The following is a 26,865-nucleotide window of genomic DNA, read 5'->3' as shown; positions in this document are numbered from 1 at the left end:
GCTTTCGCGCTAGTTCGCTGCACCCTCGCCTAAAGGGCAGGCAAACCTTACCGTGCTGGAGTGAGGTTAGCCTAGCCTTACCTCTGCTCCTTTATCGGGATGTGTCCGGGCGCACGTGCGTACGCCCGATGGGCACGATCAACGGCCGGTCGCCCACCGGGTCGTCGATCACCTGGGCGCGCAACCCGAAGGCCTCGTGGAGCAGTTCGGCGGTGACGACGTCGTGCGGATGCCCCTGCGCCAGGATCGACCCTTCCCGCATCACGACGAGGTGGTCGCTGTAGCGCACGGCGAGGTTGAGGTCGTGGAGCACCATGACGACGGTGCAGCCCGACTCGTGCAGATCGTCGACCAGGTCCAGGACGTCGACCGCGTGCGCCAGGTCCAGATAGGTCGTCGGCTCGTCCAGGAGGAGCAGGTCGGTGCCCTGAGCCAGCGTCATGGAAATCCACACGCGCTGCCGTTGCCCGCCGGAGAGCGAGTCGACCGGGCGGTCCGCCAGGTCGGCCACGCCGGTCATGGCCAGCGCGCGCTCCACGACCTCGGCGTCGTCCGAGGACCACTGCCGCAGCCAGCTCTGGTGCGGGTGCCGGCCCCGGGCGACCAGGTCGGCCACCGTCAGCCCCTCCGGCGCGACCGGCGCCTGCGGGAGCAGGCCGAGCTTCTTCGCCACGTCCCGGGTCCGCAGCCTGCCGATGTCCTCGCCGTCCAGGACGACCGACCCCCGGGTCGGCTTGAGCAGCCGTGACAGGGTCCGCAACAGGGTGGACTTCCCACAGCCGTTGGGGCCGATGATCGTGGTGACGACCCCGGGCGGTATCGCCACGTCGAGGCCGTCGATGACGGTCCGGCCGCCGTAGCCGACCGTGACGCCTCGGGCTGCCAGACGCGAGGCGTCGCCGACCGCGGCCTCGGTGACGGACTGTGCGACCACGGGTCCCCCCTTGCTTAGGTTCACCTGACTCTTGTACATCTACCGGAGGTTGGCCCGCACCAGCAGATAGACGAGGAAGGGCCCGCCGATCGCGGCGGTGACCACGCCGACCGGGAGCGAGACCGGCAGGACCGCCCGTGCGACCAGGTCCGAGCCGATCAGCAGCAGCGCCCCCACCAGACCCGAGGCGAGCATCGGCGGTGTCGGGCAGCGCGCCAGCCGCATCGCCACCTGGGGGGCGACCAGCGCGACGAACGGGACCGGGCCCGCCGCGCTCACCGCCACACCGGCCAGCAGCACCGCGCAGAGCAGCAGGACCGCCCGCACGGCCGCGTACCGCACCCCGAGGCCGGCGGCGACCTCGTCGCCGAAGTGCATGGGCTTGAACTGGAACGCGACGGCGGCCACGACCACCAGCAGGGCGAGCGTGCCCCACAAGGCCACCTGGACCTCGCCCCACGAGCGGTCGTCGAGCGAGCCGACCAGCCAGGCCTGCGCCTGGGCCACGTCCCTGATGTCGGCCGTGACGAGCAGCCAGGTGGTGATGGCCTCCATCACCGCGCTCACCGAGATGCCGATGAGGATGAGCCGGAAGCCGTCGATCCCGCGCCGCCAGGCCAGGAAGTACACCAGCAGCCCCGTGCCGAGACCGCCGGCGAGCGCCGCCGCCGACAGGCCCACGGTCTCGGTCACGGCCGCGGCGGCCCCGCCCGAGACCGTCACGAGGAACACCGCGACGGCGCTCGCGCCCGTGGTGATGCCCAGAACGTCCGGGCTGGCCAGCGGATTGCGGGCGATGGACTGGGTGATCGCCCCGGACACCCCGAGCGCGATCCCCACGACGAGCCCGGCCAGGGCACGCGGCATCCGCAGGTCCATGATGACGAACTCGTCGACCTGTTCCCCCCGCCCGAGGAGCGTGCGGATGACCTGCGGCAGGCCGATGGGGAAGTCCCCGACGCCGATGGACACGCAGAAGACCAGGAAGGCCGACGCCGCCAGCAGCAGCGAGACGCCCACCAGCCAGGGCCGCCAGAAGAACGACATCCGGCCCAGCCGCACGCCCGGCGGCAGCGACGGCTTCACTTCGGTCACGTTCATGCGCTCCTGAACTTTCCGCGCCAGACGAGCACCGCGAAGAAGGGGGCACCGAGGAGCGCCACGACGACCCCCGCGTCCAGCTCGCCCGGCCTGACCACCAGTCGGCCGATGATGTCGCAGACCAGCAGGACGACGGCGCCGAGGAGTCCGGCGCAGGGCACCAGCCAGCGGTAGTCCGGGCCGGTCAGGTAGCGGGCCACGTGGGCCACCATGAGGCCGAGGAAGGCGATGGGGCCGCACGCGGCCGTCGCCGCACCCGCCAGCAGCGTGACGGCGGTGATGCCGACGGTCCGGCTCAGCGCGATGTTCACGCCGAGCCCCCGCGCCACGTCGTCGCCGAGATTGAGCAGGTTGAGCGAGGGCAGCGTGGTCAGCCCCAGCACCACGCCGAGGGCGACGAACGCGCTCACCGGCCAGATGACGTCGAAGCCGACGCCGGCCACGGAGCCCGCGTTCCAGAACCGCAGCGCGTTGAGCGAGGCCTGGTTCGACAGCGCGACCGCCGTGGTCATCGCCATCAGGAAGACGGTGATCCCCTGCCCGGCCAGAGCCAGCGTCAGCGGGTTGCCGGCGCCCCGGCCGATGCTCGCGAGACCGAACACCACGACACCGGCGACCGCCGCCCCGAGGAAGGCGAACCAGACGTACTGGAACGGGTCGGAGAACCCGAAGACCGCGATCACCGACACCACGGCGAACGACGCGCCGGTGTTCACTCCGAGCAGGCCGGTGTCGGCGATCGGGTTGCGGGTGAACCCCTGGATGAGCGCCCCGCCGATCCCCAGGGCGATGCCCGCCACGATCGCGAGCACCGTACGGGGCACCCGTACGGTCTCCACGATGAGCCGGATCTCCGTGAGCCGCTGGTCGGACGTCGGGGCTTCGAAGAGCCCCTGCCAGACCTCGGCAGGGCTCAGTGCCCGGGCGCCGACGGCGAGCGACAGCGCCGCGGCGACCACGAGGACCGCCGACAGGATGCCCAGACCCAGGACCCGTCGCCGACGGGTCTTCGACAAGCCCCCGGGCGCGGGGCGCTCCATCACAGCAGTCGTGCCCATGAGGACGTACGTTATCCCTTGCGCCGGCGGTGAGTTGATCGAGCGCGGTGCTTACGGACGGGCCGTGCTGCCCGTGCCGTCGGCGAGCGTGCGGGCCTCGTCCGCGGCGGGAGCGGAGCCGCGTCCGAGGAGCGAGTCCAGGATCTCGCCCACCCTGATGGCCGTGTTGGACAGCAGGGACGAGGTGATGCCGTGCGTGTGTTCCGTGCCGCCCTGGAGGTAGATGCCGCAGCGCAGGGCGGGGTCGGTCGCGATGCGCCAGTCGCGCTCGACGCGGACGCGGCCCTCGTCGTCGCGGACGCAGCGGTCGGCGACCTCGCCGAGCAGACCGGTGGGGTCGGCGGGGCTGTAGCCGGTGGCGAAGACGACGACGTCGGCGTCGAGGTCGGTCTCCTCGCCGGTGACGAGGGACTTCACGGTGGCCAGGGCGCTGGTCGGGGTCTCCTTGACGGCGGTGAGGCGGGAGACGTTGAGGAAGCGCAGGCGCTCGGTGCCGAGGACCTTCTCCTGGTACGACTGCCGGTAGAGGTCGTCGATCAGGTCGATGTCCACCACGGAGTAGTTGGTGTTGCCGTGGTAGTCCATCAGTCGGCGCTTGACGTCCTCGGGCGCCGCGAAGTACTCGTCGACGGCCTGGGGGTCGAAGATCCGGTTGGCGAAGCTGCTGTCGTCGGCGGGGCTGTAGCCGTAGCGGGAGAAGACCGCGCAGACCTCGGCCCCGGGGAAGCGGCGGTGCAGGTAGGCGACGTTCTCGGCGGCGCTCTGGCCGGCACCCACGACGACGAACCGGGACGGCGAGGTGCCTTCCAACTCGTCGACGCGGGCCAGGAGTTCGGAGTTGTGCCAGACGCGTTCGCCGCGCTCCACACCCTCGGGCATGAGGGGGCGCAGGCCGGTGCCGATGACGAGGTTGCGGGCGCGGTGGACCTCCAGGCCGCCGCCCGAGCGGACGGTCACCTCCAGGTACTCCACCACGCCGTCCCGGGTCACGGGCGCGACCCCGACGACCTCGTGGCCGTAGGAGACCATGTCGTCGACCTGGGAGGCGGCCCACTCGAAGTAGTCGTGGAACTCCACGCGCAGCGGGAACAGGTTCTTGTGGTTGATGAAGTCGATCAGCCGGCCCTTGCTCTGCAGGTAGCAGAGGAAGCTGTACTCGCTGGCCGGGTTCCGCAGCGTCACCAAATCCTTCAGGAAGGAGACCTGCATGGTGGCGTCGTCGATGAGCATGCCCCGGTGCCAGCCGAAGCGGGGCTGCTGCTCGAAGAAGTGAGCGGTGATCGCCTCCTGCCTGCCGACGCGGGTGTTGTGCTCGCGGAGCGCGATCGCCATGGCCACATTGGACGGCCCGAAGCCGATACCGATCAGGTCATGGACCGGTGATGCGTCATCAGGAAGAACCTGCGACATGTCACTCCCATCGTGCGGGGCAGCCGCGTGTCAGGTGTGGAGGGAACGAGAGATGGGCATGCAGACGGAGCAGCACCCAAGGAACTTAGGTGAGCCTAAGCTAAACCCGCAAGGGTGTCGACAGGGCAAAACGGACAGCCGGATCCGCAGGGCCTCCCAACTGCGGCGGAACATCCACCCGTTGCGAACTAAGGTAAGCCTTGCTTTACTTGCGTCGGCCAACACCTTGCTCTGAGGAGGAACCCCATGCGGGTCGTCATGTTCGGTTACCAGACCTGGGGGCACCGCACCCTGCAAGCCCTCCTGGAGTCCGAGCACGACGTGGTGCTGGTCGTGACCCACCCCAAGAGCGAGCACGCCTACGAGAAGATCTGGAGCGACTCCGTCGCGGACCTCGCCGAGGAGCACGGTGTCCCGGTGCTGATCCGCAACCGCCCGGACGACGACGAGCTGTTCGAGCGCCTCAAGGAGGCCGACCCGGACATCATCGTGGCCAACAACTGGCGTACGTGGATCCCCCCGCGCATCTTCGGCCTGCCGCGCCGGGGCACGCTGAACGTGCACGACTCGCTGCTGCCGAAGTACGCCGGGTTCTCCCCGCTGATCTGGGCGCTCATCAACGGCGAGCCCGAAGTGGGCGTCACCGCGCACATGATGAACGACGAACTCGACGCCGGCGACATCGTCCGGCAGGAGGCCGTGCCGGTCGGCCCGAAGGACACCGCGACGGACCTCTTCCACAAGACCGTCGACCTCATCGCCCCGGTCACCATCGGCGCGCTGGACCTGATCGCCTCCGGGCAGACCGAGTTCACCCGGCAGGACCGCTCCCAGGCGTCCTTCTTCCACAAGCGCGCCGACGAGGACAGCCGCATCGACTGGAGCTGGCCGGCCGAGGACCTGGAGCGCCTGGTGCGCGCCCAGTCGGAGCCGTACCCCAGCGCCTACACCTTCCACCGGGGCAAGCGGCTCGACGTGCTGGCCGCGTTCGTGTCCGAGGGCCGTTACGGCGGCACGCCCGGCCGCATCTTCTACCGCGAGGGCGACGGCGTGGTGATCGTCGCCGGCGCCGACGCCCGGACGGGCCGCAACCACGGTCTGGCCATCACGCGCGTCCGCACCGAGGACGGGCGGGAACTGCCCGCCACCGAGTACTTCACCTCCATGGGCGGCTACCTCACCACCCGACCCTGATGTGCCGGCCCCGGTACGGTCCCGGGGCCGGCCGGATCGTCGCCGCGCGGCACCCGGTCCGCGCGGCGACGGTCGCGTTCAACGCCCTCGCAAGCTCCAAGTGCCCTGTTTCGGGACGGAGTTCACAGGCGAGGCACAGCCGGGCTAACGTTCACGCATGACCCCGCCCAGCGTGCTGAACCTCAGCGCGTACCTGATGTACGCGACGGGAAAGGCCGCCCGCCGCACCCTGTCGGAGAAGCTCACCGCCCGAGGGCTGCGGTTGTGGCATCTGACCGTCCTGACCCTGGTCTCCGACCTCGGTCCGCAGCCCAAGGGCGTGCTGGCCGCACGGCTGGACATGAACGCCAGCGACCTCGCGAAGATCGTGAAGGACCTGGCCGACGCGGGGCAGGTCACGTGCGTCCGCAGCCTCACCGACCGCCGTCGTGTCGACGTCCGCATCACTCCGGAGGGCAGGCTCGCCCTCGACCATCTCAGCGCCGACATCGCGTCCGCGGACGACGACCTCCTGACACCGCTGAACGAGGCGGAACGGGAGCAACTGGCCTCCCTGCTGCGGCGCGTGCACGCCCACCACGAGCACACGGGCCTCCCGGCCGGCTTCCGGCCGGCGGCTCAGGCACGCCAGCCGTAGCGCCGTTCGGGCCGGCCGGCGGCGCCGTAACGCAGGGACACCTCCGCGCTTCCCGTGCCGTGGAAGTACTCCAGGTAGCGGCGGGCGCTGACCCGGGACACCCCGGTGAGGGCGGCGCACTCGCTCGCGGACAGCGTGCCGTCCGCCGCGCGCAGGGCCCGCTCGACGAGCCCGGCGGTCTCCACGCTCATGCCCTTGGGCAGGGTGGACGCCGGGGCGGGGGCGAAGGCACCGGCCAGGACCCGGTCCACGTCCGCCTGGCCCCGGACCACCGTCGTGAGCAGCCTGCCCCGCTGGGCGGCGTAGCGTTCCAGTCGCAGGCGCAGATCCTCGAAGCCGAAGGGCTTGAGGAGGTAGTCGACCACACCGCGCCGGACCGCGCCGCGTACGGTGTCGGCCTCCGTCGCGGCGCTGATGACCATGACGTCGCAGTCGTGGCCCGCTGTGCGCAGCCGGGGGATGACGTCGAGTCCGAAGAGGTCGGGCAGGTACAGGTCGAGCAGGATGAGATCGGGGCGCAGTTCGTCGGCCGCCTCGATGGCCTGTCCGCCCGTGTGGGCCGTACCGACGACGCGGAACGGCTCGACGCGTTCGACGAAGGCGCGGTGGACCCTGGCCACCATGAAGTCGTCGTCGACCACGAGGACGTCGATCGCGTCCGCCTTGTCTCCTGCCGCGGTCATCGGGCCGCTCCTTCCGCCACCGTGCCGGTGAGGTGGCTGACCGTCATGCGTGCGGTGAACACGGCCCCCTCGGGGGTGTTGTCCACCGAGATCTCTCCCCCGTGCCGTTCGCAGACCAGCTTGGTCAGGGCCAGTCCGATGCCGCGCTCGCCCTCCCGCGCGGCCTTGGTGGTGAAGCCGTGGGAGAAGACCTCGTGGGCCAGTTCGGGAGCCACGCCCGGCCCGGAGTCGCGGACCGCGATCTCCACGCTGGAGGCGTCCTGGCGCAGCGCCACCTCCACCCAGGCGTCGTCGCGGGCGGCGGCGGCGTCGACGGCGTTGTCCACGAGGTTGCCGACCACGGTCGCCACGTCGGCGGCGTCCTCCGGGGCGAGGCGCTCCAGCGCGGTGTCGTCCGAGATCCGCAGGCTGACCCTCCGTTCCGCCGCCAGGGAGGCCTTCGCCATCAGCAGCGCGGCCACCGCGGTGTCCCGGACACGGCGGCTCAGGGAGACGTCCAGGGACTGGCGGTGCCGGCTCAACGCGCGGATGTAGCTGACGACTTCGTCCTGCTCCCCGATCTGGATCAGTCCGGAGATGGTGTGCAGCTGGTTGGCGAACTCGTGCGCCTGCGCGCGCAGCAGCTCCGAGGAACTGCGGAAGGAGCCGATCTCCCGCTCCAGCCGGGCCAGCTCGGTGCGGTCGCGCAGGGTGGTGACCGAGCCGAGCGACCGGCCGTCCTTGGTGACGGTCATCCGGTTCATCACCAGGATCCGGCCGTGGCGGACGACGACCTCGTCGCGCTCACCGGCGGCGGTGCCGGACAGCACGTCCCGCAGCCGCCCGTCGATGCCGAGGCCCGTGAGGCTCTGGCCGACGCAGTCCTCGGGCAGGTCGAGCAGGCGGCGGCCCATGTCGTTGACGAGGGTGAGCCGGTGCTGCGGGTCCAGGGCGATCACGCCCTCGGCGATCCCGTACAGCATCGCCTCCCGGTGCTCGGCCAGCCCGGCGATCTCGCCGGGCTCCAGCCCGAGCGTCTGCCGCTTGACCCGTCGCGCCAGCAGCCAGGAGCCGGCCACGCCGAGTCCGCTGGCGATGCCCAGGTAGGCGAGCAGGTAGGAGGAGGCGCCGCTGAGCCGCTGCCACACCGTCGGATCGGCCTCGCCGATCATCACGGTGCCCAGGATCCGGCCCAGGTTCTCCTCGGTCGCTCCGAGGACGGGCACCTGGGCCGCCAGTTCGCGGTTGCCGTCCAGCGTCAGCTGCCCGGACCAGCCGCGCCCCTGCCCGGTGCCCGGTCCGAGCCGCATGCGCTCGCCGACGACCGTGGGGTTCGTGGAGCTGACGATCCGCCCGGTCCCGTCGGCCACCGTCACCGACGTCACCCCCGACTGCGCCTGCGTGGCGAGCACCAGTGGGGCGAGGGCCTCCCCCGGCGCGGGACGCACCAGCTGGCTGCGCACCAGGGGGTTGGCGGCCAGCTGCTCGGCGAGCGCGCTCACCCGGCGTCCCTCGACGCGGTTGAAGGTGGCCTGGGACTGGGCGAGGGAGACCGCGGCGACGGCCAGCAGCACCACCACGACGATGGCGAGCTGGAGTACCAGCATCTCGCCCGCGAGCGAGTGGCGACGGAAGGTGGCGACCACGACGATCTCAATCTCCGATGCCGCTGCGAGGGGGGCGGCTCATGTGCCGAGCCGCACCATCATGACGCCCACCAGCCGAAACCGAAAGGGAGCCGTCGCTACCCGGTCGGTTTGGGCCCGATGCCCCGCAGCTCCCTGACCGTGCCGCCGAGCTTCGCGCGGAAGGACTCCAGCAGCGCCGGCTTGGCGCTGACCACCCAGCGCGTGCCGACGAGGTACTTCCCCCCGTAGACGCGCGCGCTCTCCAGCCAGGTCTCCTTGAGCTTCTCCTCGGGGAAGGTGGTGATGAGGTAGTCGGCCTTCTTCGTGCGGCACAGCCCCTGGCGCAGTTCGTCGGCGTCGATGCGGATCTTCGCCTTGCAGCCGGTCAGCCCGGCGATCACCTCCACCTTGGCCGGTGCGACGACCCCGGCGGCGGGAGCGGCCGTGACACCGGGCGCCGCCTTGCCGCCGCCGGCGTCCTTGTCGCCGCCGCAGGCTGTGACGAGGGGAAGCACGACCAGGACGCCGGCCGCCGCGAGGACGCCCGGCCGGGGGACGCGGGACGGACTGCGGCGGGCGGGTCGTACGGGCGGTTGCTGCTGGGACACGTCGCCTCTCCGGGTGCGGGCTGTCGGCGGAGTACTGCACAGGAGTACGCACAGGCCCGGGCGGGTGTTCACGCGCTAGGCGGCCTCCTCCACGGCGGCGCTCGGCGGCCCGCCGGACGGTGCGGCGAACTGGGTGCGGTACAGCTCCGCGTACCGCTGCCCCGCCGCGAGGAGTTCCTCGTGCGTGCCGCGTTCCACGATCCGGCCGGCCTCGACGACGAGGATCTGGTCCGCCGCGCGGACGGTGGACAGGCGGTGGGCGATCACGACGGCCGTGCGGCCTTCGAGGGCTTCGGTGAGGGCTTCCTGGACGGCGGCCTCGGAGGTGTTGTCGAGGTGGGCGGTGGCCTCGTCGAGGATGACGACGCGCTGGCGGGCCAGCAGCAGCCGGGCGATGGTCATGCGCTGGCGCTCACCGCCGGAGAGGCGGTAGCCGCGCTCGCCGACCACGGTGTCGAGGCCGTCGGGCAGGGACCGCACGAGGTCGTCGAGACGGGCCCGGCGCAGCGCGTCCCACAGCTCGTCCTCCGTGGCCTCCGGGCGGGCGAGCAGGAGGTTGGCGCGGACGGTGTCGTGGAAGAGGTGACCGTCCTGGGTGACCATGCCGAGGGTCTGCCGCAGTGACCCGGCGGTGAGGTCGCGGACGTCGACGCCGCCGATGCGCACGGCCCCTTCGTCGGTGTCGTACAGGCGCGGCATCAGCTGGGCGATGGTCGACTTGCCCGCGCCGGAGGAGCCGACGAGCGCCACGGTCTGGCCGGGTTCGGCGCGGAAGGACAGGCCGTGCAGGACCTCGTCACCGCCCCGCCCGTCCAGGGACGCGACCTCCTCCAGGGAGGCCAGGGAGACCTTGTCGGCGGCGGGGTAGCCGAAGCGGACCCGGTCGAACTCGACCGCCACGGGCCCGTCGGGCACCGGGCGTGCGTCCGGCTTCTCCTCGATGAGCGGCCTGAGGTCGAGCACCTCGAAGACCCGCTCGAAGCTGACCAGCGCACTCATCACCTCGACGCGCGCTCCCGCCAGCGCCGTCAGCGGAGCGTAGAGCCGGGTCAGGAGCAGTGCGAGTGAGACGACCGCGCCCGGTTCCAGGGCGCCGCGCAGGGCGAACCAGCCGCCGAGACCGTAGACCAGGGCCAGGGCGAGGGCCGAGACGAGAGTGAGGGCGGTGATGAACGCCGCCTGGGCGGTCGCCGTCCGGATCCCGATGTCCGCGACCCGGCGGGCCCGCTCGGCGAACTCCTCGGACTCCTCCTCCGGCCGCCCGAAGAGCTTGACCAGCGTGGCCCCGGGGGCGGAGAACCGCTCGGTCATGCGGGTGCCCATCGCCGCGTTCAGCGTCGCCGCCTCGCGCTGCATCCGGGCCATCCGGCTGCCCATGCGCCGGGCCGGGATCACGAACACCGGCAGCAGCACCAGCGCCAGCAGGGTGATCTGCCAGGACAGCGTGAGCATCACCGCGAGCGTCAGCAGCAGGGTGACGAGGTTGCTGACCACTCCGGACAGGGTGTTGCTGAACGCGCGCTGGGCTCCGATGACGTCGTTGTTGAGCCGGGAGACCAGGGCGCCCGTACGAGTGCGTGTGAAGAACGCGACCGGCATGCGCTGCACATGGTCGAAGACGGCGGTCCGCAGATCGAGGATGAGATGCTCCCCGAGCGTCGCCGACAGCCTGCGGCCGAGGACGCCGAGCACCGCCTCGGCCACCGCGATCAGCGCGATGAGCAGGGCCAGACGTACGACGGTGCCCTCGTCGCCGTGCGACACGATCGTGTCCACGACCGATCCGGCCAGCACGGGGGTCGCCACGGCCAGCAGGGCGGTGCCCACCCCGAGCAGGACGAAGAGGGCGATGCGGCGCCGGTGCGGGCGCGCGAACGCCCCGATGCGGCGCAGGGTCGCCAGGGCGAAGGGGCGGCGCTCCCGTTCGGCGTTCATGACGCTGTGCAGCTGTGTCCACGCTGTGGTCTCCATGCTCATGGCAGCGACCGTAGAACCTCAAGCAATCTTGAGGTCAAGGAGCTCGCGCTCGGCCCCCGACATCCCGCACAATCAGCCCGATCCCCCTCTTCCCCGTCCCCTCCGCGCAAAGGCCCCGATGACGCTCCCCACGCAGCCGCTTCCCGCGCGCAATCCCCAGTCCCCGCTCCCGCAACCCGCAGTTGGCCCGCCCCGGACAGGCTCTTCGGATGTGACAGCGGTACAACTCCCCGACCTCCGCCCGGGACGACTCCCCCGTCGCGTCCCGGTGCGCCGCCTGCGGCAGATCCTGTGTCTGCTCCCGCTCCTGCTCGTCACCGTCGTCGCCGTGCAGCACCGGTCGGTGCTGGCCGCGGGTTTCTCGCATCTGCGCACCGCCGAGTGGCCCTGGCTGCTGGCCGCGGCCGGAGCGACCTGTCTGACCTGGGTCGCCGCCTCCTGCACCCGGCAGGGCGCGGTGGTCGAGCGGCTGCCCCGACGACGGCTGCTGGCCACGCAGTTCGCCGCGGGAGCGGCCAACCACCTGCTGCCCACCGGTCTGGGCGCGAGCGCGGTCAACCTGCGGTTCATGACGGTCTGCGGGCTGCCCCTCGCCCGCTCCTCGGCCGCTCTCGGCCTGTACCTGCTGGCCGAGAGCATCGGCCGGGTGGCGCTGCTGGGTGCCCTGCTCATCGCGTTCCCCGACGCGCTGCGGCTCGGCACACTGGTGCCGGAGACGGCCTTCGGCCCGCTGCTGGCCGGCGTCGCGGTGGTGCTCGTGATCGCCGCGGCCGTGCTCGCCCTCGTCCGAAGGCTGCGCTCGGCCCTGGTGTCCTTCCTGCGGACGGCTCTCGGCGAGGCGCGTTCGGTGCACACCCGCCCGGCCCGGGCCATGGCGCTGTGGGGCGGATCGTTCGCGTTCCCGGCGCTACAGGCGTCCGTGCTGGTGCTGACCGGGCAGGCGCTGGGGCTGGACATCCCGCCCGCGCACATGGCGGTGGCCTACCTGGCGGCGACGGTCGCCGTCGCACTGGTGCCCACGCCGGGCGGGATCGGCTCGGTGGAGGCGGCGCTGGTCGTGGCGCTGGTGGCGGCGGGCGGCCCGGCAGCGGTGGCCACCGCCGTGGTCCTGGCCTTCCGGGTCATCACCGTCTGGCTGCCCCTGGTACCGGGTGCCCTGACACTGGCGGCGCTGGTGCGGCTGAAGGTGATCTGACCGGGGTGGCGCGCCGGCGCGGTCACGCGGCAGGAGCGCGCGTGACAGTGCGTCATGTGCATTAACTCACCCTCCCCCGACCCCCGTCCGCGGTTCGGAAGCCGGTGCGGGATGCGGCAGGATGAACGATCGTGCCGACCGCAGGTCAGGGTGGTCGGACACCTTCGAGCATCCCGGAGAACGAGCAGGTGACAACGTGACGCGACTTCACATCCGGCCGTTGACGACGGCGTCGGCCGTGGTTTCCCGCCCCGGAGGTGACCGGTGAACCGGGACCTCACCGTGGACGATCTGCTGTACGCCGGCATCCCCCTCGCCTCGGGCCTGCTGGCGGCCTTCGCGCTGCGGATCCTGCTGCGCTGGCTGGGCGGGCACGCCGACCGGACCCGCTGGAGCGGGGACGACGTGATCGTGCACGCGCTGCGGGCCGTGGTGCCCTGGGCGGCGGTCGTGGGCGGCGTGGCGGGCGCGGCGGCCGTGCTGCCGCTGACCCGCACCGTGCAGCACACCACCAACCAGGTGCTCACCGTGCTGCTCATCTTCGTGGCCACGGTGTCGGTGGCCCGGGTGGTGACCGGACTGGTGCGCACGGTCACCCAGTCCCGCTCCGGGGTCGCCGGATCGGCCACGATCTTCGTCAACATCACCCGGATCCTGGTCCTGGCGATCGGCTTCCTGGTGGTGCTCCAGACGCTGGGCATCTCCATAGCCCCGCTGCTCACCGCCCTGGGTGTCGGCGGTCTGGCGGTCGCGCTGGCGCTCCAGGACACCCTCGCCAACCTCTTCGCGGGCATCCACATCCTCGCCTCCAAGACCGTCCAGCCCGGTGACTACATCAAGCTCAGCAGCGGCGAGGAAGGCTACGTCGAGGACATCAACTGGCGGCAGACGACGATCCGCAACCTGTCCAACAACCTCATCGTGCTTCCCAACGGTCAGCTCGCGCAGGCGAACATGACCAACTTCATGCGCCCCGAGGAGCAGCTGACCATCCTGGTCCAGGTCGGGGTGGCCTACGACAGCGATCTGGAGCACGTGGAGCGGGTGACCAACGAGGTCATCGCCGAGACGATGAACGAGGTCGAGGGCGCGGTGCCGGACCACGAGCCGATCATCCGTTTCCACACCTTCGGCGACTCCCGGATCGGCTTCACCGTCATCCTGGGCGTCGGCGAGTTCAGCGACCAGTACCGGATCAAGCACGAGTTCATCAAGCGCCTGCACAAGCGCTACCGCGCGGAGGGCATCCGCATCCCCGCCCCGGCCCGGACGGTGGCGTTGCAGCAGGGTTCGGTCGGCATCCCGCAGCAGCGGACCGGCGAGATCGAACCGGGCGGGCTGAGCCCCGCCCGGTTCGACTGAGGCACCCGGTCCCTACAGCGTCGCGGAGTTCTCGTGGTGGCGGCTGTCCCTCCGGTCGCGCGGTGCCGAGAGGGACGCCTTCGCCGGCGTCACGGTCCAGTCCGGGTGGCCCGGCATCCTGGGCGTCTTCGTGCCGTACAGCCAGTCCCGCAGGAAGCCGGTCAGATCCTGCCCCGAGACCTCCGAGGCGACGGCGATGAAGTCCTCCGTGGACGCCGAGGAGTCGCGGTAGCGCTCCAGGAACGTGCGCTCCAGGGCCGTGAAGGCCGCCTCGCCGACCTGCTGGCGCAGCGCGTACAGCACGAGCACGCCGCCCAGGTAGCGCTGACTGTCGAACAGGTTGGCCGCGTTGGGTGCGGCGACCGGCCCGGAGGTCTGGCGCCACTGGTCGCCGAGGGCGTACGTGTCCTTCATCCGGGCTTCCATGGTGGTCATGCCCTTGGAGTCGGGCCAGCCGCGCTCGTAGCGGTACAGCAGGCCGTAGAAGTCGGCGTGGCCCTCGTTCAGCCACAGGTCGGCCCAGGTGGCGGGGCTGACGCTGTTGCCGAAGTAGGAGTGGACCAGCTCGTGCATCATGTGCGAGCCGATCTTGCTCTCCTCCTGGAGGAGGTAGTTCGGCTTGTAGATCGTGAGGGTCTGGGTCTCCAGGCCGGTGAAGTCGAAGGCGTCCGGGGCGTCGTTGTTGCAGGGCAGCAGGCCGTACGTCTCGAAGGGGTACGCGCCGAGCCGCTGCTCGACCCAGGACACCAGCGCCGGGGTGAGCGTCAGGGCGGGCTCCAGTGCGGCGGCCCTGGCGACGGGGACGACGTCCCGCAGCGGCAGGCCGTGCGGGCCCTGCCGGTCCTTGATCACGTAGTCGCCGACGGTGATCTGCACCACCTCGGTGGCGATCGGCGAACGGGAGCGGTACGTGTACGCGGTGCGGTCGCCGGACAGCTGCTCGGTGCGCACCGGCGTGCCGCTCGCGACGCCCCGCAGCCCGGCGGGAACGGTGAGGCGGAAGGTGAAGTCGGCTTTGTCCGAGGGGTGGTCGTTGCAGGGGAAGACGGTGTGCGCCAGGTCCGGCTGGCAGCACACCGCGAATCCGTCCGGGGTGGCCACCCAGCCACCGGCGGGCGGCGGGGTCCGGCGCGGGTCGGCGCCGTAGGCCACGCACACGGTGACCCGGCGCTTCGCCGCGAGCTTGCGTGCAGGGGTGATCCGCAGCTTCTCGGCCACCTGCTCGAAGGCGGCCGTGCGGCCGTCGACCCGGACGGAGCGGATGTCCAGGCCGCGCGCGTCCAGGGAGAAGCGGCTCAGGGCCTGGGTGGTGCGGATGGTCAGGGTCGCGGTGGCCTCGACGAGCCTGGTCGTGGCGTCGTACGCGAAGTCGAGGTGGTACGCCGAGACGCGGTATCCGTCATTGCCGAGGGCGGGGTAGACGGGGTCGCCGAGGGTCTCGGGGCCCGGGGCGGCTTCGGTCCGACCGGCCGCCTGGGCCGGGATCCCCGTGGTCAGTGCCGCCGCCGTGCCGAGAAGGGCAACCGCCGGGGCCGTCACTCTGGTGCGATATCTCATGGTCAGCTTCCGCTCGGACGGCCGGGTGGTCAGATCCGGCCGTGGCTTGGAGTGAGTGATCTCTCTCCCAGACACACGAACGGGGCGATCGGTTGCGCGAAACTGGTCGTGGACCCCTGTCGAGCCGAGGCCGGTCACGAGATATCTTGATGTCGAGCAATGTTGCAGACGTGGAGCGGAGCACCCGGTGACTGACTCGACCATCATCTATACGCACACTGACGAGGCCCCCGCCCTGGCGACGTATTCCTTCCTGCCGGTGGTCCGGGCGTACGCCTCGCAGGCCGGTGTCGCCGTGGAGACCCGCGACATCTCGCTGGCCGGGCGCATCATCGCCGTGTTCCCGGAGTACCTCACCGAGGACCAGCGCATCCCGGACGCCCTCGCGGAGCTCGGCGAGCTGGCCAAGACGCCCGCCGCCAACATCATCAAGCTGCCGAACATCTCGGCGTCCATCCCCCAGCTCAAGGCCGCCGTCGCCGAGCTTCAGGGCCAGGGCTACGCCCTGCCGGACTACCCGGACGACCCGAAGACCGACGAGGAGCGCGAGATCCGCGCCCGCTACGACAAGGTCAAGGGCTCCGCCGTGAACCCTGTCCTGCGTGAGGGCAACTCCGACCGGCGCGCCCCCGCCTCGGTCAAGAACTACGCCAAGTCCCACCCGCACCGCATGGGTGCCTGGACCGCCGAGTCCAAGACCAACGTGGCGACCATGGGGCAGAACGACTTCCGCTCCACCGAGAAGTCGGTCGTGATCGCCGAGGACGGCGCGCTGCGCATCGAGCTCGTCGGCGACGACGGCACCACCACGGTGCTGCGTGAGTCCGTACCCGTGCTCGCCGGTGAGGTCGTCGACGCCTCCGTAATGCGCGTCGCCGCGCTGCGCGAGTTCCTGACCGCGCAGGTCGCCAAGGCCAAGGCCGAGGGCGTGCTGTTCTCGGTGCACCTGAAGGCGACGATGATGAAGGTCTCCGACCCGATCGTCTTCGGCCACGTGGTGCGCGCCTTCTTCCCGAAGACGTTCGCGCAGTACGGCGACAAGCTCGCCGCGGCCGGCCTCACCCCGAACGACGGCCTGGGCGGCATCTGGAAGGGCCTGGACGCCCTGCCGGAAGGCGCCGAGATCAAGGCCTCCTTCGACGCCGAGCTCGCCGAGGGCCCGGAGCTGGCGATGGTCGACTCCGACAAGGGCATCACGAACCTGCACGTCCCCTCGGACGTCATCGTCGACGCCTCCATGCCGGCCATGATCCGCACCTCCGGCCACATGTGGGGCCCCGACGGCCAGGAGCACGACACCCTCGCGGTGCTGCCGGACTCCTCCTACGCGGGCGTCTACCAGGCCGTGATCGACGACTGCCGGGCGAACGGCGCCTACGACCCCTCCACCATGGGCTCGGTGCCGAACGTCGGTCTGATGGCGCAGAAGGCCGAGGAGTACGGCAGCCACGACAAGACCTTCGAGGTCCCCGGCACGGGCACCGTCCGCCTCGTCGACGGCAACGGCACCGCGCTCATCGAGCAGGCCGTCTCGGCCGGTGACATCTTCCGCGCCTGCCAGACCAAGGACGCGCCGATCCGCGACTGGGTGAAGCTGGCCGTCACCCGCGCCCGCGCCACCGGCGACCCGGCCGTCTTCTGGCTGGACGAGACCCGCGCGCACGACGCCAACCTGATCGCGAAGGTCAACACCTACCTCGCCGAGCACGACACCGAGGGCCTGGACATCCGGATCCTCAACCCGGTCGAGGCGACGAAGCTGTCGGTGGAGCGCATCCGCCGCGGCGAGAACACCATCTCGGTCACCGGCAACGTCCTGCGCGACTACCTGACCGACCTGTTCCCGATCCTGGAGCTGGGCACCAGCGCCAAGATGCTGTCGGTCGTCCCGCTGATGGCGGGCGGCGGCCTGTTCGAGACGGGTGCGGGCGGCTCGGCGCCCAAGCACGTGCAGCAGCTGGTCAAGGAGAACTACCTGCGCTGGGACTCCCTGGGTGAGTTCTTCGCCCTGGTGCCGTCCTTCGAGCAGCTCGCGAAGGTGGCGGGCAACGCCCGTGCCCAGGTCCTCGCCGACACGCTCGACCGCGCCACGGCGACCTTCCTCAACGAGGACAAGTCCCCGACCCGTCGCGTCGGCGGCATCGACAACCGCGGCAGCCACTTCTACCTGTCCCTGTACTGGGCGCAGGAGCTGGCCGGGCAGAGCGACGACGCGGACCTGGCGAAGGCCTTCGCCCCGCTCGCCGAGACGCTCGCCGCGAACGAGCAGAAGATCGTCGACGAGCTGATCGGCGCCCAGGGCAAGCCGGTCGACATCGGCGGCTACTACCAGCCCGACCCGGCGAAGGCCGCGGAGGCCATGCGTCCGTCCGCCACGTGGAACGAGGCTCTGGCGTCCCTGAGCTGACGCCCCGGGCCGCATCGGCCCGCTGACTCCGCCCCGGCCGGCACAGCGCCCGGCCGGGGCGGAGCCGTGTACGCCCTGCGCCCCTCCCCCCGGCCCTCACCGCTCCCGCGTGGCGACCAGGTGACCGATGACTGAGCGGTTCCCCTGGCCGACGGCGGGGTGTCGTCCTCCCCGTGCCCGGCGATCCGACGGTCCTCGGCCTTCAGGGTGTCCTGCTCGGGATCACGCAGTTCTTCGGCTGTTCCCGGCCGGTGGGCCAGCCGATGCCGACGAACTTCAGCGCGCCGCGGCCCTTGTGCCCTGGGTCCAGTTCGACCACGGCGACCGGCTTGTCGTACGGGTTTCCGCCGCTGGTGAGGCAGATCAGACCGCTCGTTCCCTTGACCCGGTGCCGGGACTGGAGTTTGGACCACTCCGTGCCGACGTCCCTCAGGCCGGGTACCCGCTCGGCGTCGTCGCCCTGTACCTCGTGCAGGGCGGTGCCGATGGTGAGCAGACCGTCATAGACGAGCATCGTCCGGGAGTCCTCGAGGTTCGGGACGGAGCCGAGACCCGTGCCCTCCTGGAGGGTGTCCTCGATCAGCTCGTTCAGGTCGTCCAGGGCCGCCTTGGGTTCGGTGAGGTACTGAGGGAGCTCGGCGGCGGTGGGCTCGCGGTCGTGGCTCGCGTCCCACCTCTTCCTCCACGCCTTCAACTCGGTGCTCCAGGCGGCCGGGTGCGCGGGGGCGGCGTACTGCACCGTCACCTTCGCTTCGCCGCCCGTGCCGCGCAGCTGCGCCCAGTCCTTCTCCGACATGCCCTGCCGCAGCGAGGCGGCGTCGGATCCGCTGATGATCGTGTAATGCCGGTCCCCGCACGGCTGTTGGGCGAGTTTGAGCGCGAATATCCGCAAGTGCAGTGTGCGGCCCGCGAAGTAGACGGTGTCGGCCGGCGAGTCACAGATGTTGTTGGCGATCTGGGTGAACTGGTTGCCGGTCGACCCCGCCTCGTAGATCCCCGGAGACTCGAAGGGCATCGCGGCGGGCCCGGCCGGGCCGGCCTCCTTGATGCCCCGGAACGCGTCCGCCAGCGACTCGTCGTAGGCGTCCTGGCGGGTGTCGAAGACCAGAACCGTTCGGGCGTCCTGCCGCCCGCGTTCACCGTTGAAGTCGGCCAGGGCCTTGGCCGCGCCGTTGTTGGTGGGGATGATCCGGGCCAGACCGGGGAACCGCTGCTCCGCCGCGCCGTCCGTGTCGTCCTCGTTCGCGATCCGGTCGCCGCTGATCCGGGAGGCGAGCACCGGGATCCCGTGCTTCGTCAGGCGTTCGACGGCCTTCTCCGTGGCGTCGAGGCTGAGGTTGAAGCCCGTGACGGCGCGCAGCCGGTCCTTCGACGAGCCGGCCATGCCGATCAGGGTGTCCACGACCTCGTCCTGCTGCCCGTAGTTCCGTCCGGGATTGGCCAGGACCAGCCGGATCCTGGGCAGTTCGCCCTCACCCGCATTGGCCTGTCGCTGCCCCAGGTACGCGCCCTGGAGGTCGCTGCGCATCTGCCGGCGCAGTGTCGGCTGGTCCGACTGGAGCGGCAGCATCATCGCCACGGTGACATGGGGCTGCTGGGCGATCCGGTCGTTCTCCTTCTTGATGGCCTGGGCCACGGCCCGGATCTCGCGTGTGCCGAAGTCGTACCCCTCGCCGTTGACACCGATGCACTCGTCGTCGATCCGCTCGACGCCGCCGGCGCAGGTGTCGGGCTTCTGGGCGGCGGATCTGCCGTACACGACGGCCGCCACGAGCACCGTCAGGCCGAGCAGCACGTAGAGGATCTGCCGCCACCTGGGCAGCCCCGTCCATCTGGTCCTCGACAGCCAACTGGGCATCCCCGTTACCTCCGTCGCCCGAGCTGATCGGTGCAGGAACAGCGAAGCAGCGGCCGCTGGTTCGCCGCCAGGCCGCTCCACTCGGTGGCCGTAGGGCCGAGATCTCCGGCGCCGTCGAACTCCATGATCGACAGACGCTCCAGCAGGCCTGCCAGCGTGCGGGCCATCTCGCTCCCGGTCGGTCTGGTCCGCTCCTCGCACAGCCACACCGCGTGCAGCAGCTGGTCGACGGTGCGGCGCAGCGCGGGTCCCTCCAATGACACCAGACCCTGGGCGCGCACCCGGCGGGCGTCCGCGCCGCCCGGACAAGGAGCCTGCGCGATCTCCAGCAGCTCCGCGCACCACTCCCGGGGGCGGCCGGGCAGCGTCGCGGCGAGGTGGCGGACCACGTCGTCCGCGCCGCCCGAGACCAAGTGGTGGTTCATGCGGTGCGCTGTGAGGGAACGGAACGCCTCGCCGCTCGCCGCCCCGTCGTCCGCCGCGCGCAGGGCGTAGTGGTCGCGCAGCAGATGGTGGTCGGCGTGCCAGGCGGCGCCGTCGGGGCGCAGCCCGTAGAGCCGGTGCACGAGCAGCTGACGCAGCCCGAAGTCCCCGATGAAGTGCCGTTCACAGCCGGGCCACCCGGTTTCGGTGAGCAGCTTGGCGACCTGATGTCCTGTCAGGACGGAGACACGGTGGGCCTGATGGTGAAGCAGCAGGACGTCTGCGCATTCCATGTCGTGGGCCACCGACAGATGGGTGATCAGGTCGAGCCACTGGTCACGGTGCTCCTCCGGCAGCCCTACCGGCAGTTGGTCCAGGATCAGCTCCTGGAGCAGTACGTCGGTCACCGGCCGTTCGGCGGCGCCGTCCGGGTGGCGCAGCGGGGCGTCGAGGAGGTCCCGGTCGTTGGCGTCCGCCGGCATCCGGAAGGTGGCGGCTGCTGCGGCCAGCCGGATCACCGTGTGCGGACGTCCGCCGCTCAGCCGGGCCACGGCGGCGACGACACGGCGGCGGTTCGCGCCGCTCTCCGGCTCCGTGCGCCGCTGTCTTCGCAGGGTCTCGTCACGGAGCTGGTCACCGGTGAGAAAGGGCATCCGCAGCAGGAGCACCCCGTCGGCCAAAGGCGCCTGGTCCGGTTGCGGACCCGTGGTGCGGGACCATGTGGCCGGTATTCCGTCGGCGGGCCGGTACTCCGCCGGGTACCCCGCGTCCTCGGGCGACAGCCCTCCGTACAGGAAGGCGCCACCGTCCTCCCGGCGTGCCGTGCCCACGATCACCACGCGGTCCCGCTGTCCGTCGCGCCGGTCGGTGAGCACGGCCCGCAGCAATCGCTCTCCCAGCGGCGAATCGGCGTGGTCCAGGAGCAGTGCCGGGCGGCCGACGCGGCTCAGCCAGCCGACCGGGCCCTCGTAGGCCGCCTCGATGTCCTCGCGCAGCGCCCGGAAGAGGAAGCGCTCCGCCACCTCCCGAGCCTCGCCGCCGGCTTTGAAGTCCGTGGCGAGATCGAGCAGCCCGTGCTCCGGCTGGCGGCCCGCGGTGGGATAGGCGCCGTAGATCCGCGCCAGTTCTCCCCTGCCCTTGGGCGCCGCGTTCGCGAAGAGCGCCTCCAGCAGGGCGCCGGCCACCGAGGCGCCGGTCGTGCCGAGCAACTGTCCGGCGAGGGTGTTCAGCAGATTGCGGATGACTCCGATGAGCACGTTCCGCCAGAACCCACCGGTTCCCAGTCCGCGCAGGCCCTGCTGCTGGGGCAGGTTCTCGTAGCGCTCGACTTCCGTCCTGACCGCTTGGGGGCTGCGATCCGCTGCGCCGGTCGCGATCATCGTGAGGCCCGCGAAGAACCGCGGAAAGACGAAGGGGCCGCCCGTTCCCTGCCACGCGCGCAGCCGCCCGGCGACATCGACCAGGGCCTCGGTGAGGTCCGAGCGGGCGCCCGGTTCCGGCCCCGCGTCGTCCTCGTACGCCTGTGACGCGCAGTCCAGGTAGATCACGGGCACTTTGGCGGCGAAACGGTCGCGCACCAGGCGCAGCAGCCGCCCCTTGCCCATCCCCGGGCCGCCGGTGAGCAGCACGACGGGAAGGTCGGGGCCGTACAACAGCTTGCTGCCACCGCCCGAAGGCGACCGCCCGAGCAGGCGCGCGAAGAAACCTTCCTCTTCGAGCAGTCTCTCGAACCCCAGATCCTCACCCACGGATCCCCCATGGAGACTTTCCCGCCCGGGAGCGGATGATCGACGTTACGGAGGGAGATCAGTGGAACACGAAACGCTCGCTGGGACAACGTCCTTGCTGTCAATGGACGTTGGCGATGAAGCGCGCCCAGGCGCAAGGACGGCCCGACGTGGTGGTTCCGGCACCGGTGCAGGCACGGGGCACAGCTCGGCAGCTCCGACACCGGCGATGCATCCGATCTTCGTCATGACATAGTTGCGGCAGACCACGGCCCGGAGGTTACGAAACGCGGGCCACGGACACCGCTGATCTGCGCTGGCGAGCACCTTCAACGCTTCAAGGGCCCTCAAGACCCCGCACGTCCTCCACCGACCGACAACGCCCCCGGAGCCCTCCGTGCCCGACGTCCCGCCCTCCTTCGAGCTGCTGCCCGGCGACCGGCAGTCGCCGGTGATCCTCCATGTGCCGCACTCCGCGCGGGAGATACCGGCCGCCGTGCGGGCGGGCATCGCCCTGGACGACGAGGAGCTGGCACGGGAGCTGGACCACATCACCGACGCGCACACGGCGGACATCGCCGAGGCGGCGGCCGGGCAGGCCGGCGTCACACCGTGGCGGTTCGTCAATCGGCTGTCGCGGCTGGTCGTGGATCCGGAGCGGTTTCCGGACGAGCGGGAGGAGATGCTCGCGGTCGGGATGGGAGCGGTCTACACGCGGACCACGCACGGCCGGGTGCTGCGGCCCGACGACGTCGACGCCGCACCCCTCGTCGAGCGGTATTTCGAGCCGTACGCGCGGGCGATGACGCGGGCGGTGGCGGACCGGCTGGCGGCCGCCGGGCGGGCCGTGATCATCGACGTGCACTCCTACCCGAGCCGGAGGCTCCCCTACGAACTGCACGGGGAGGGGCCGCGCCCGCCGGTCTGCCTCGGCACCGACTCCTTCCACACGCCTCCCGCGCTGCTCGACGCGGCCCGGGAGGCGTTCGGGGAGACGGAACTCGACACGCCGTTCGGCGGGACCTACGTCCCCTTGGAGTTCTACGGGAAGCGGCCCGCGGTGAGCGCGCTCATGGTGGAGATCCGCCGGGACACCTACATGACCGAGCCGGGCGGTCGCCCCGGACCCGGTGTGCGGCGACTCGCCGCCGCGCTGGCCGGTCTCGTCGACGCCGCGTCCGGCTGAACGGGTCGGGAGCGGATACCCCCCCCGGTCGCCCCTACGCTCGCAGCCACTCCGTCACCACCACGTCCCCGCCGGTGCGCAACCGCAGGGCGAACGGACCGGACGGCGGTACGTCGCCCGTGAAGCGGCCCAGGTCGTCGGTGGTGAGCGGGGAGCCGGGCCGCGGTCCGCCGAGGATCTCGATGCGGGCCGGCTGCGGCGGCAGCACCTGGCCCATCAACCCCTGCGCGGTGACCTCGACGTCGACGGTCACCTCCCCCGCCCGGAAGGTCAGCATCCGGGGCGTGTCGGTGACGCCCCGGACCGGCAGGGCGTCGACCAGCGAGTCGAAGGTCAGCTCGGCCACGCGCGCGTCGAGGTCGTGCAGCGCATAGGCGTCGACCGCGATCTGCTGGAGCTCCGCCGGCACCGGGTCGAGGACGGCGGCGGCCTGCCGCAGTTCCTCCTCCAGCATCCCGGCGTCGAACTCCTCCTCCCCGCGGTCCTGTTCAGCGGACAGGTCGTCGTCGGACAGGTCGTCGTCGTACAGGTCGTGATCGTACAAACCGTCGTCGTACCGGCCGTCGTCGTACCGGGCGCCCTCGTACCGGTCGCCGTTCATGTCGCTCATATCGCCCCCCGTGCCTCCAGCCGGGCCCGCAGACGCCGCAGACAGCGCTGGCGCAGCGGCCCGATGCTGCCCACCGCGATCCCGAGTGCGGCGGACACGTCCTGGTAGCGGGGCGGCGGCGTGGCCATCAGCACGCGCAGCAACTGCCTGCACCGCTCGCCCAGCTTGTCGAACTCCTGCCACAGCCGCCGGACGCGTTCGCTCTGTGCCGCGGCCTCCTCCGAGTCGAGCAACGACTGTTCCGGCGTGCCGTCCTCGCTGACCCGGTCCAGCAGCCGCGGATCGTCCGTCAGGGTCAGCCGCTGGGAGTTCTTGATGACCTTGAGACACTCGTGGCGGGCGGTGCTGGCCAGCCACGCGCCGGCCTTGGCGGGCTCGCGGATCCGCCCGAGGTGCTGGGCGAAGCGGAACCAGGCTGTCTGGTAGACCTCGTGAGCGTCGGCGTCGGAGAGCCGGTGGGCCCGGACGACGGACCAGACCAGCGGGCTCAGCCCTTCCACGAGCGCCTTCCAGGCCGCCGCGTCACCGTCGGCGGCTGCCCGGACGAGCGCGCCGGTATCAGTACGGTCCACGGCAGCCCCACCCCTCGCATACGGCACGTCATCGTACGCCGTGGAGGGGGCGGTCCCGGCCCTCACAGGCCGGGACCGAGGCGCACGACCGGGACCGGGCGCCAGGTGGGCGGACGCAGGGCGGGTACCTGCGCGCCGCGGACCTCCGCGAACTCCCCTTCGGCAGCCAGCAGTTGTCGCCGGGCCGCGCGCGGGTCGGTCTCCTTGTGCGCCGTCATGTGCGCGGCCACCAGGCCGGCGGTCACGGGGGTGGCGAAGGAGGTGCCGCTCCACTGCGCGTACCCCTCGAACATCACCTGGTCCGGCTTGGCTGCGTCACCCTCGTCGCTCAGCACGCCGCTGTGCCGGGGGTGCTGGCAGGTGCAGCCGTAGGAGAAGCCGTAGCGGCAGGCGTCGTACGTGGAGTGCTGGTACACGTACGGGACGGGTGCCTCGAAGCCGGTGAGGGCGCTGGTGAGGCGCTCTCCCGGGGCGTAGACCTTCACCCAGGGGCCGTGGTTGGTGAAGCAGGCGCCGGACTCGCCGTCGCTGCGCAGGGCGCCGACCGACAGCACGGAGTCCTCCCAGCCGGGCAGATCCGCGTAGGCGGCGGGCCAGAAGGGCGCGGCACTGGCGTTGTTGCCGGCGGCGGCGACCAGCAGGGTGCGCTGCTCGCGCAGTTCCCGCATGAAGTTCTCGACGCCGAGCAGGCCGTCGGTGCGGCCGTTGGAGGTGCCGGCGGAGAGGCTGAGCACGTCGGGCCAGCCGCCCGCGTCGACGGCTTCGAAGAGCTTCTCGCCGAACTCGGACTCCAGGACGGCGCCCGCGTCGTTGAGGCTGCCGCGCACAGTGATGTCGGTGTTGGGCGCGACGGCGGCGACGAGGCCCGCGATGAACGTGCCGTGGCCGACGTACTGCTGGAGGACGCCCCGGTCGTCGCACTCCTGGACCTGGGTGTCACCGCCGGTGTGGGCGAGCAGGCCGCAGGAGCGGTAGTCGTGCATGAGGCCGGTGTCGACGACGAGGACACCGACGGCGGTGTCCGGGTCGTGGGGCGCGCCGGCGGCGGCCGGGTTGGGCGGCTCGCTGAGCGGGGCCGGGACGGGTTCGTCGCCCGGGCAGGCGTTGACCGCGATGTGCACGACGTGGTTGCGGGCGACCATCCGGTGCCCGGCGCGGGACTCGTGCTCCCGGACGGAGCGCAGGGCGTGGGCGACGGCGCGGTCGGTGTCCCGGCCGCCCTCGCCGGGGTCGCCGACGCGGATGCGGGTGATGCCGCTGCGGTTGGTCTGCGGGCCGGCGCGGCGGATCTGCTCCTGGTCGAGGTCGGGTGCGGCCGTGAAGTGGGCCCGTACCGTGTCCTCGACGATGCGGGCCTCCTCGCCGTCGCGGACGAGGACCACACCCTTCTCGTACATGAACTCCGCCGAATCGTCCGGGCCCATCGCCAGCGGGACGTCCGGCATCGAGCGCTGGATCTGGTCGAACTGCTCGTGGAATCGCTGAGGTGCCATGGCGGGTCCTCCCGTTGGTGCGACGGCGACGGCCGGTGCCGCTGAGCGGTCGTCAGCATGAGCCGCCTCGCCCTCTGTTGATACAGCTCGACACCTGTGTGGTGCGCTCCGGGACCACTACCATCCGAGGAGTGACAGCGGGAAGCGACTCGGTTACGGAACTGCTGCCGATGGTGTTCGCCGACCCGGGCGAGGCTCTCGCGAGGGCCCGGGCGCTGCTCGACGCCGACCCCGCCCCGCTGGACGCCTCGGTGGCTCACCAGGTGATCGGCATCTGGCAGCGTGACTTCGGCGATCTGCGGCTCGCGCTGCACCACCTGCGGCGGGCCCGGGAGTGCGCGGCGCGCGCCGATTCGGCCGACCGGGAGGCGGACGTGCTGGCCACGCTGGGCGTGGCGCTGGTGCACGCGGGCCGCACCCGGGAGGGCCTGGCGGCCTTCGAGCGGGGTGTGGCGCGCGGCGGCGGGCACACCAGGGCACGGGTGCTGTACCGGCGGGCGTACGTGTGGTGGGTGCTCGGCCACCATCGTGAGGCGCTGGAGGACGTGCGCCGGGCGGTGCCGGTGCTGCGGCAGGCGCAGGACGTTATCTGGACTGCGCGGGCGCTGACCCTGCGGGCCACCGTGCATCTGGCGCTGGGGTCGGTGGAGCGGGCGGAGGCGGACTTCACCGCGGCGGAGGCGCTGTGGGACACCACCGGCCAGGAACACGACAAGGCCGACGCGGTGGAGAGCCGGGGCCTGGCCGCGTTCCGGTCGGGGGACGTGCCGGCGGCGCTGCGGCTGCTGGACGAGGCGGAGGAGCGGTACGCCCGGCTCGGCACGCCGACGTTCATGCTGAACATCCGGCGCTGCGAGGTGCTGATGGCGGCCGGTCTCGCGCCGGAGGCGCTGGCCGAGGCGGACGCGGCGATCGGGAGGCTGGACGGGATCGGCGGGCAGTCCACCCGCAAGGCGGAGTTGCTGCTGGCCGCCGCACGGGCCGCGAGGCTGGCCGGCGACGCGCCTACGGCGGTCGCCCGCGCGGCCCTCGCGGTACGGCTGTTCGCCGGGCAGCGGCGCACCTGGTGGGAGACGCACGCCCGGCTGGTGCTGATCGAGGCGCGGCACGCGGCCGGACGCTGCTCGGGGCGGCTGGTCGCCGACGCCGCCGCGGTGGCCGGGAAGCTGGCCTCCTTCGGCGCTCCGGCCGCGCCGGAGGCGTCGCTGCTCGCGGGCCGGATCGCGCTGGCCCTGGGCCGGACGGCTGACGCGGAGCGGCACTTGG

The 26,865-nt window shown here is 71.6% G+C and carries 21 protein-coding genes; 7 read left to right on the top strand and 14 right to left on the bottom strand.

The features are described from left to right. Positions 1 to 91 precede the first annotated feature (91 nt). The 4 genes from GTY56_RS16565 to GTY56_RS16550 are packed head-to-tail and all read right to left on the bottom strand — an operon-like array spanning position 92 to position 4,503. The gene (locus tag GTY56_RS16565) at positions 92 to 934 is read right to left on the bottom strand and encodes an ATP-binding cassette domain-containing protein (protein ID WP_161366157.1); all 843 of its coding nucleotides are present in this window, start codon (positions 932 to 934) and stop codon (positions 92 to 94) included. A 39-nt stretch (positions 935 to 973) separates the two neighbouring features. Beyond that, positions 974 to 2,035, bottom strand: coding sequence for a FecCD family ABC transporter permease (locus tag GTY56_RS16560; protein WP_161366156.1), 1,062 nt, complete (start codon positions 2,033 to 2,035; stop codon positions 974 to 976). Beyond that, entirely contained in the window at positions 2,032 to 3,093 is a 1,062-nt protein-coding gene (locus tag GTY56_RS16555; RefSeq protein WP_161366155.1) for a FecCD family ABC transporter permease, read from the bottom strand. The genes GTY56_RS16560 and GTY56_RS16555 overlap by 4 nt, the downstream gene beginning before the upstream one ends. 51 nt (positions 3,094 to 3,144) lie before the next feature. Beyond that, positions 3,145 to 4,503, bottom strand: coding sequence for a lysine N(6)-hydroxylase/L-ornithine N(5)-oxygenase family protein (locus GTY56_RS16550; protein WP_161366154.1), 1,359 nt, complete (start codon positions 4,501 to 4,503; stop codon positions 3,145 to 3,147). Positions 4,504 to 4,749: 246 nt separating this feature from the next. On the opposite strand from GTY56_RS16550, the gene GTY56_RS16545 reads away from it, so the two are divergent. After that, positions 4,750 to 5,697: a methionyl-tRNA formyltransferase gene (locus tag GTY56_RS16545; protein ID WP_161366153.1), complete on the top strand. Its 948-nt coding sequence runs from the start codon at positions 4,750 to 4,752 to the stop codon at positions 5,695 to 5,697. Between the two features lie 157 nt (positions 5,698 to 5,854). After that, on the top strand, positions 5,855 to 6,334 hold the full coding sequence (locus GTY56_RS16540) for a MarR family winged helix-turn-helix transcriptional regulator (RefSeq protein ID WP_161366152.1): 480 nt from the start codon (positions 5,855 to 5,857) through the stop codon (positions 6,332 to 6,334). Here the strand turns inward: GTY56_RS16540 and GTY56_RS16535 are convergent. The 4 genes from GTY56_RS16535 to GTY56_RS16520 all read right to left on the bottom strand — a co-directional run bounded on the left by GTY56_RS16535 (position 6,316) and on the right by GTY56_RS16520 (position 11,203). Next, positions 6,316 to 7,017, bottom strand: coding sequence for a response regulator (locus GTY56_RS16535; protein ID WP_161366151.1), 702 nt, complete (start codon positions 7,015 to 7,017; stop codon positions 6,316 to 6,318). The two genes, GTY56_RS16540 and GTY56_RS16535, sit on opposite strands and share 19 nt — an antisense overlap. Further along, positions 7,014 to 8,642: an ATP-binding protein gene (locus tag GTY56_RS16530; protein WP_161366150.1), complete on the bottom strand. Its 1,629-nt coding sequence runs from the start codon at positions 8,640 to 8,642 to the stop codon at positions 7,014 to 7,016. The genes GTY56_RS16535 and GTY56_RS16530 overlap by 4 nt, the downstream gene beginning before the upstream one ends. Before the next feature lie 98 nt (positions 8,643 to 8,740). Next, positions 8,741 to 9,232, bottom strand: coding sequence for a hypothetical protein (locus GTY56_RS16525; RefSeq protein WP_161366149.1), 492 nt, complete (start codon positions 9,230 to 9,232; stop codon positions 8,741 to 8,743). A gap of 75 nt (positions 9,233 to 9,307) precedes the next feature. Next, on the bottom strand, positions 9,308 to 11,203 hold the full coding sequence (locus GTY56_RS16520) for an ABC transporter ATP-binding protein (RefSeq protein ID WP_202510296.1): 1,896 nt from the start codon (positions 11,201 to 11,203) through the stop codon (positions 9,308 to 9,310). Positions 11,204 to 11,420: 217 nt separating this feature from the next. Here GTY56_RS16520 and GTY56_RS16515 point away from each other — a divergent pair, with 217 nt between their 5' ends. Together GTY56_RS16515 and GTY56_RS16510 are read left to right on the top strand one after the other, a co-directional pair. Beyond that, complete coding sequence (locus tag GTY56_RS16515) at positions 11,421 to 12,404, top strand: lysylphosphatidylglycerol synthase transmembrane domain-containing protein (RefSeq protein WP_524540110.1); 984 nt, start codon at positions 11,421 to 11,423, stop codon at positions 12,402 to 12,404. A gap of 264 nt (positions 12,405 to 12,668) precedes the next feature. Continuing rightward, positions 12,669 to 13,766: a mechanosensitive ion channel domain-containing protein gene (locus GTY56_RS16510; protein ID WP_161366147.1), complete on the top strand. Its 1,098-nt coding sequence runs from the start codon at positions 12,669 to 12,671 to the stop codon at positions 13,764 to 13,766. Positions 13,767 to 13,778: 12 nt separating this feature from the next. Here GTY56_RS16510 and GTY56_RS16505 read toward each other — a convergent pair whose 3' ends face one another. Continuing rightward, entirely contained in the window at positions 13,779 to 15,323 is a 1,545-nt protein-coding gene (locus tag GTY56_RS16505) for a M1 family metallopeptidase (RefSeq protein ID WP_161366146.1), read from the bottom strand. A gap of 187 nt (positions 15,324 to 15,510) precedes the next feature. Here GTY56_RS16505 and GTY56_RS16500 point away from each other — a divergent pair, with 187 nt between their 5' ends. Next, positions 15,511 to 17,730: an NADP-dependent isocitrate dehydrogenase gene (locus GTY56_RS16500; protein WP_161366145.1), complete on the top strand. Its 2,220-nt coding sequence runs from the start codon at positions 15,511 to 15,513 to the stop codon at positions 17,728 to 17,730. Positions 17,731 to 17,932: 202 nt separating this feature from the next. Here the strand turns inward: GTY56_RS16500 and GTY56_RS16495 are convergent, their stop codons facing one another. Further along, the gene (locus GTY56_RS16495; RefSeq protein ID WP_161366144.1) at positions 17,933 to 19,588 is read right to left on the bottom strand and encodes an ABC transporter substrate-binding protein; all 1,656 of its coding nucleotides are present in this window, start codon (positions 19,586 to 19,588) and stop codon (positions 17,933 to 17,935) included. A 5-nt stretch (positions 19,589 to 19,593) separates the two neighbouring features. After that, positions 19,594 to 21,759, bottom strand: a complete 2,166-nt coding sequence (locus GTY56_RS16490) for a hypothetical protein (protein ID WP_161366143.1) — start codon at positions 21,757 to 21,759, stop codon at positions 19,594 to 19,596. A 376-nt stretch (positions 21,760 to 22,135) separates the two neighbouring features. Between GTY56_RS16490 and GTY56_RS16485 the strand changes: the two genes are divergently transcribed. Then, complete coding sequence (locus tag GTY56_RS16485; RefSeq protein WP_161366142.1) at positions 22,136 to 22,924, top strand: N-formylglutamate amidohydrolase; 789 nt, start codon at positions 22,136 to 22,138, stop codon at positions 22,922 to 22,924. A gap of 34 nt (positions 22,925 to 22,958) precedes the next feature. Here GTY56_RS16485 and GTY56_RS16480 read toward each other — a convergent pair whose 3' ends face one another. From GTY56_RS16480 to GTY56_RS16470, 3 genes are all read right to left on the bottom strand, one after another. Continuing rightward, positions 22,959 to 23,378, bottom strand: coding sequence for a hypothetical protein (locus GTY56_RS16480; protein ID WP_237524885.1), 420 nt, complete (start codon positions 23,376 to 23,378; stop codon positions 22,959 to 22,961). Between the two features lie 152 nt (positions 23,379 to 23,530). Then, positions 23,531 to 24,106 carry a sigma-70 family RNA polymerase sigma factor gene (locus GTY56_RS16475; protein WP_161366141.1) on the bottom strand — a complete coding sequence of 192 codons (576 nt, stop codon included), beginning with the start codon at positions 24,104 to 24,106 and terminating at the stop codon, positions 23,531 to 23,533. A 62-nt stretch (positions 24,107 to 24,168) separates the two neighbouring features. Further along, positions 24,169 to 25,599 (bottom strand): S8/S53 family peptidase, encoded by a 1,431-nt coding sequence (locus tag GTY56_RS16470; protein WP_161366140.1) that lies wholly within the window; start codon positions 25,597 to 25,599, stop codon positions 24,169 to 24,171. Between the two features lie 131 nt (positions 25,600 to 25,730). Here GTY56_RS16470 and GTY56_RS16465 point away from each other — a divergent pair. After that, a partial coding sequence (locus GTY56_RS16465) for a tetratricopeptide repeat protein (RefSeq protein ID WP_524540109.1) occupies positions 25,731 to 26,865 on the top strand: 1,135 nt, incomplete at its 3' end.

It is taken from the genome of Streptomyces sp. SID5643 (genome assembly GCF_009872555.1).
Classification (GTDB): domain Bacteria; phylum Actinomycetota; class Actinomycetes; order Streptomycetales; family Streptomycetaceae; genus Streptomyces; species Streptomyces iakyrus.
Note: the sequence above shows the minus strand (reverse complement) of the source record. Positions and strands in the feature narration are given on the sequence as shown.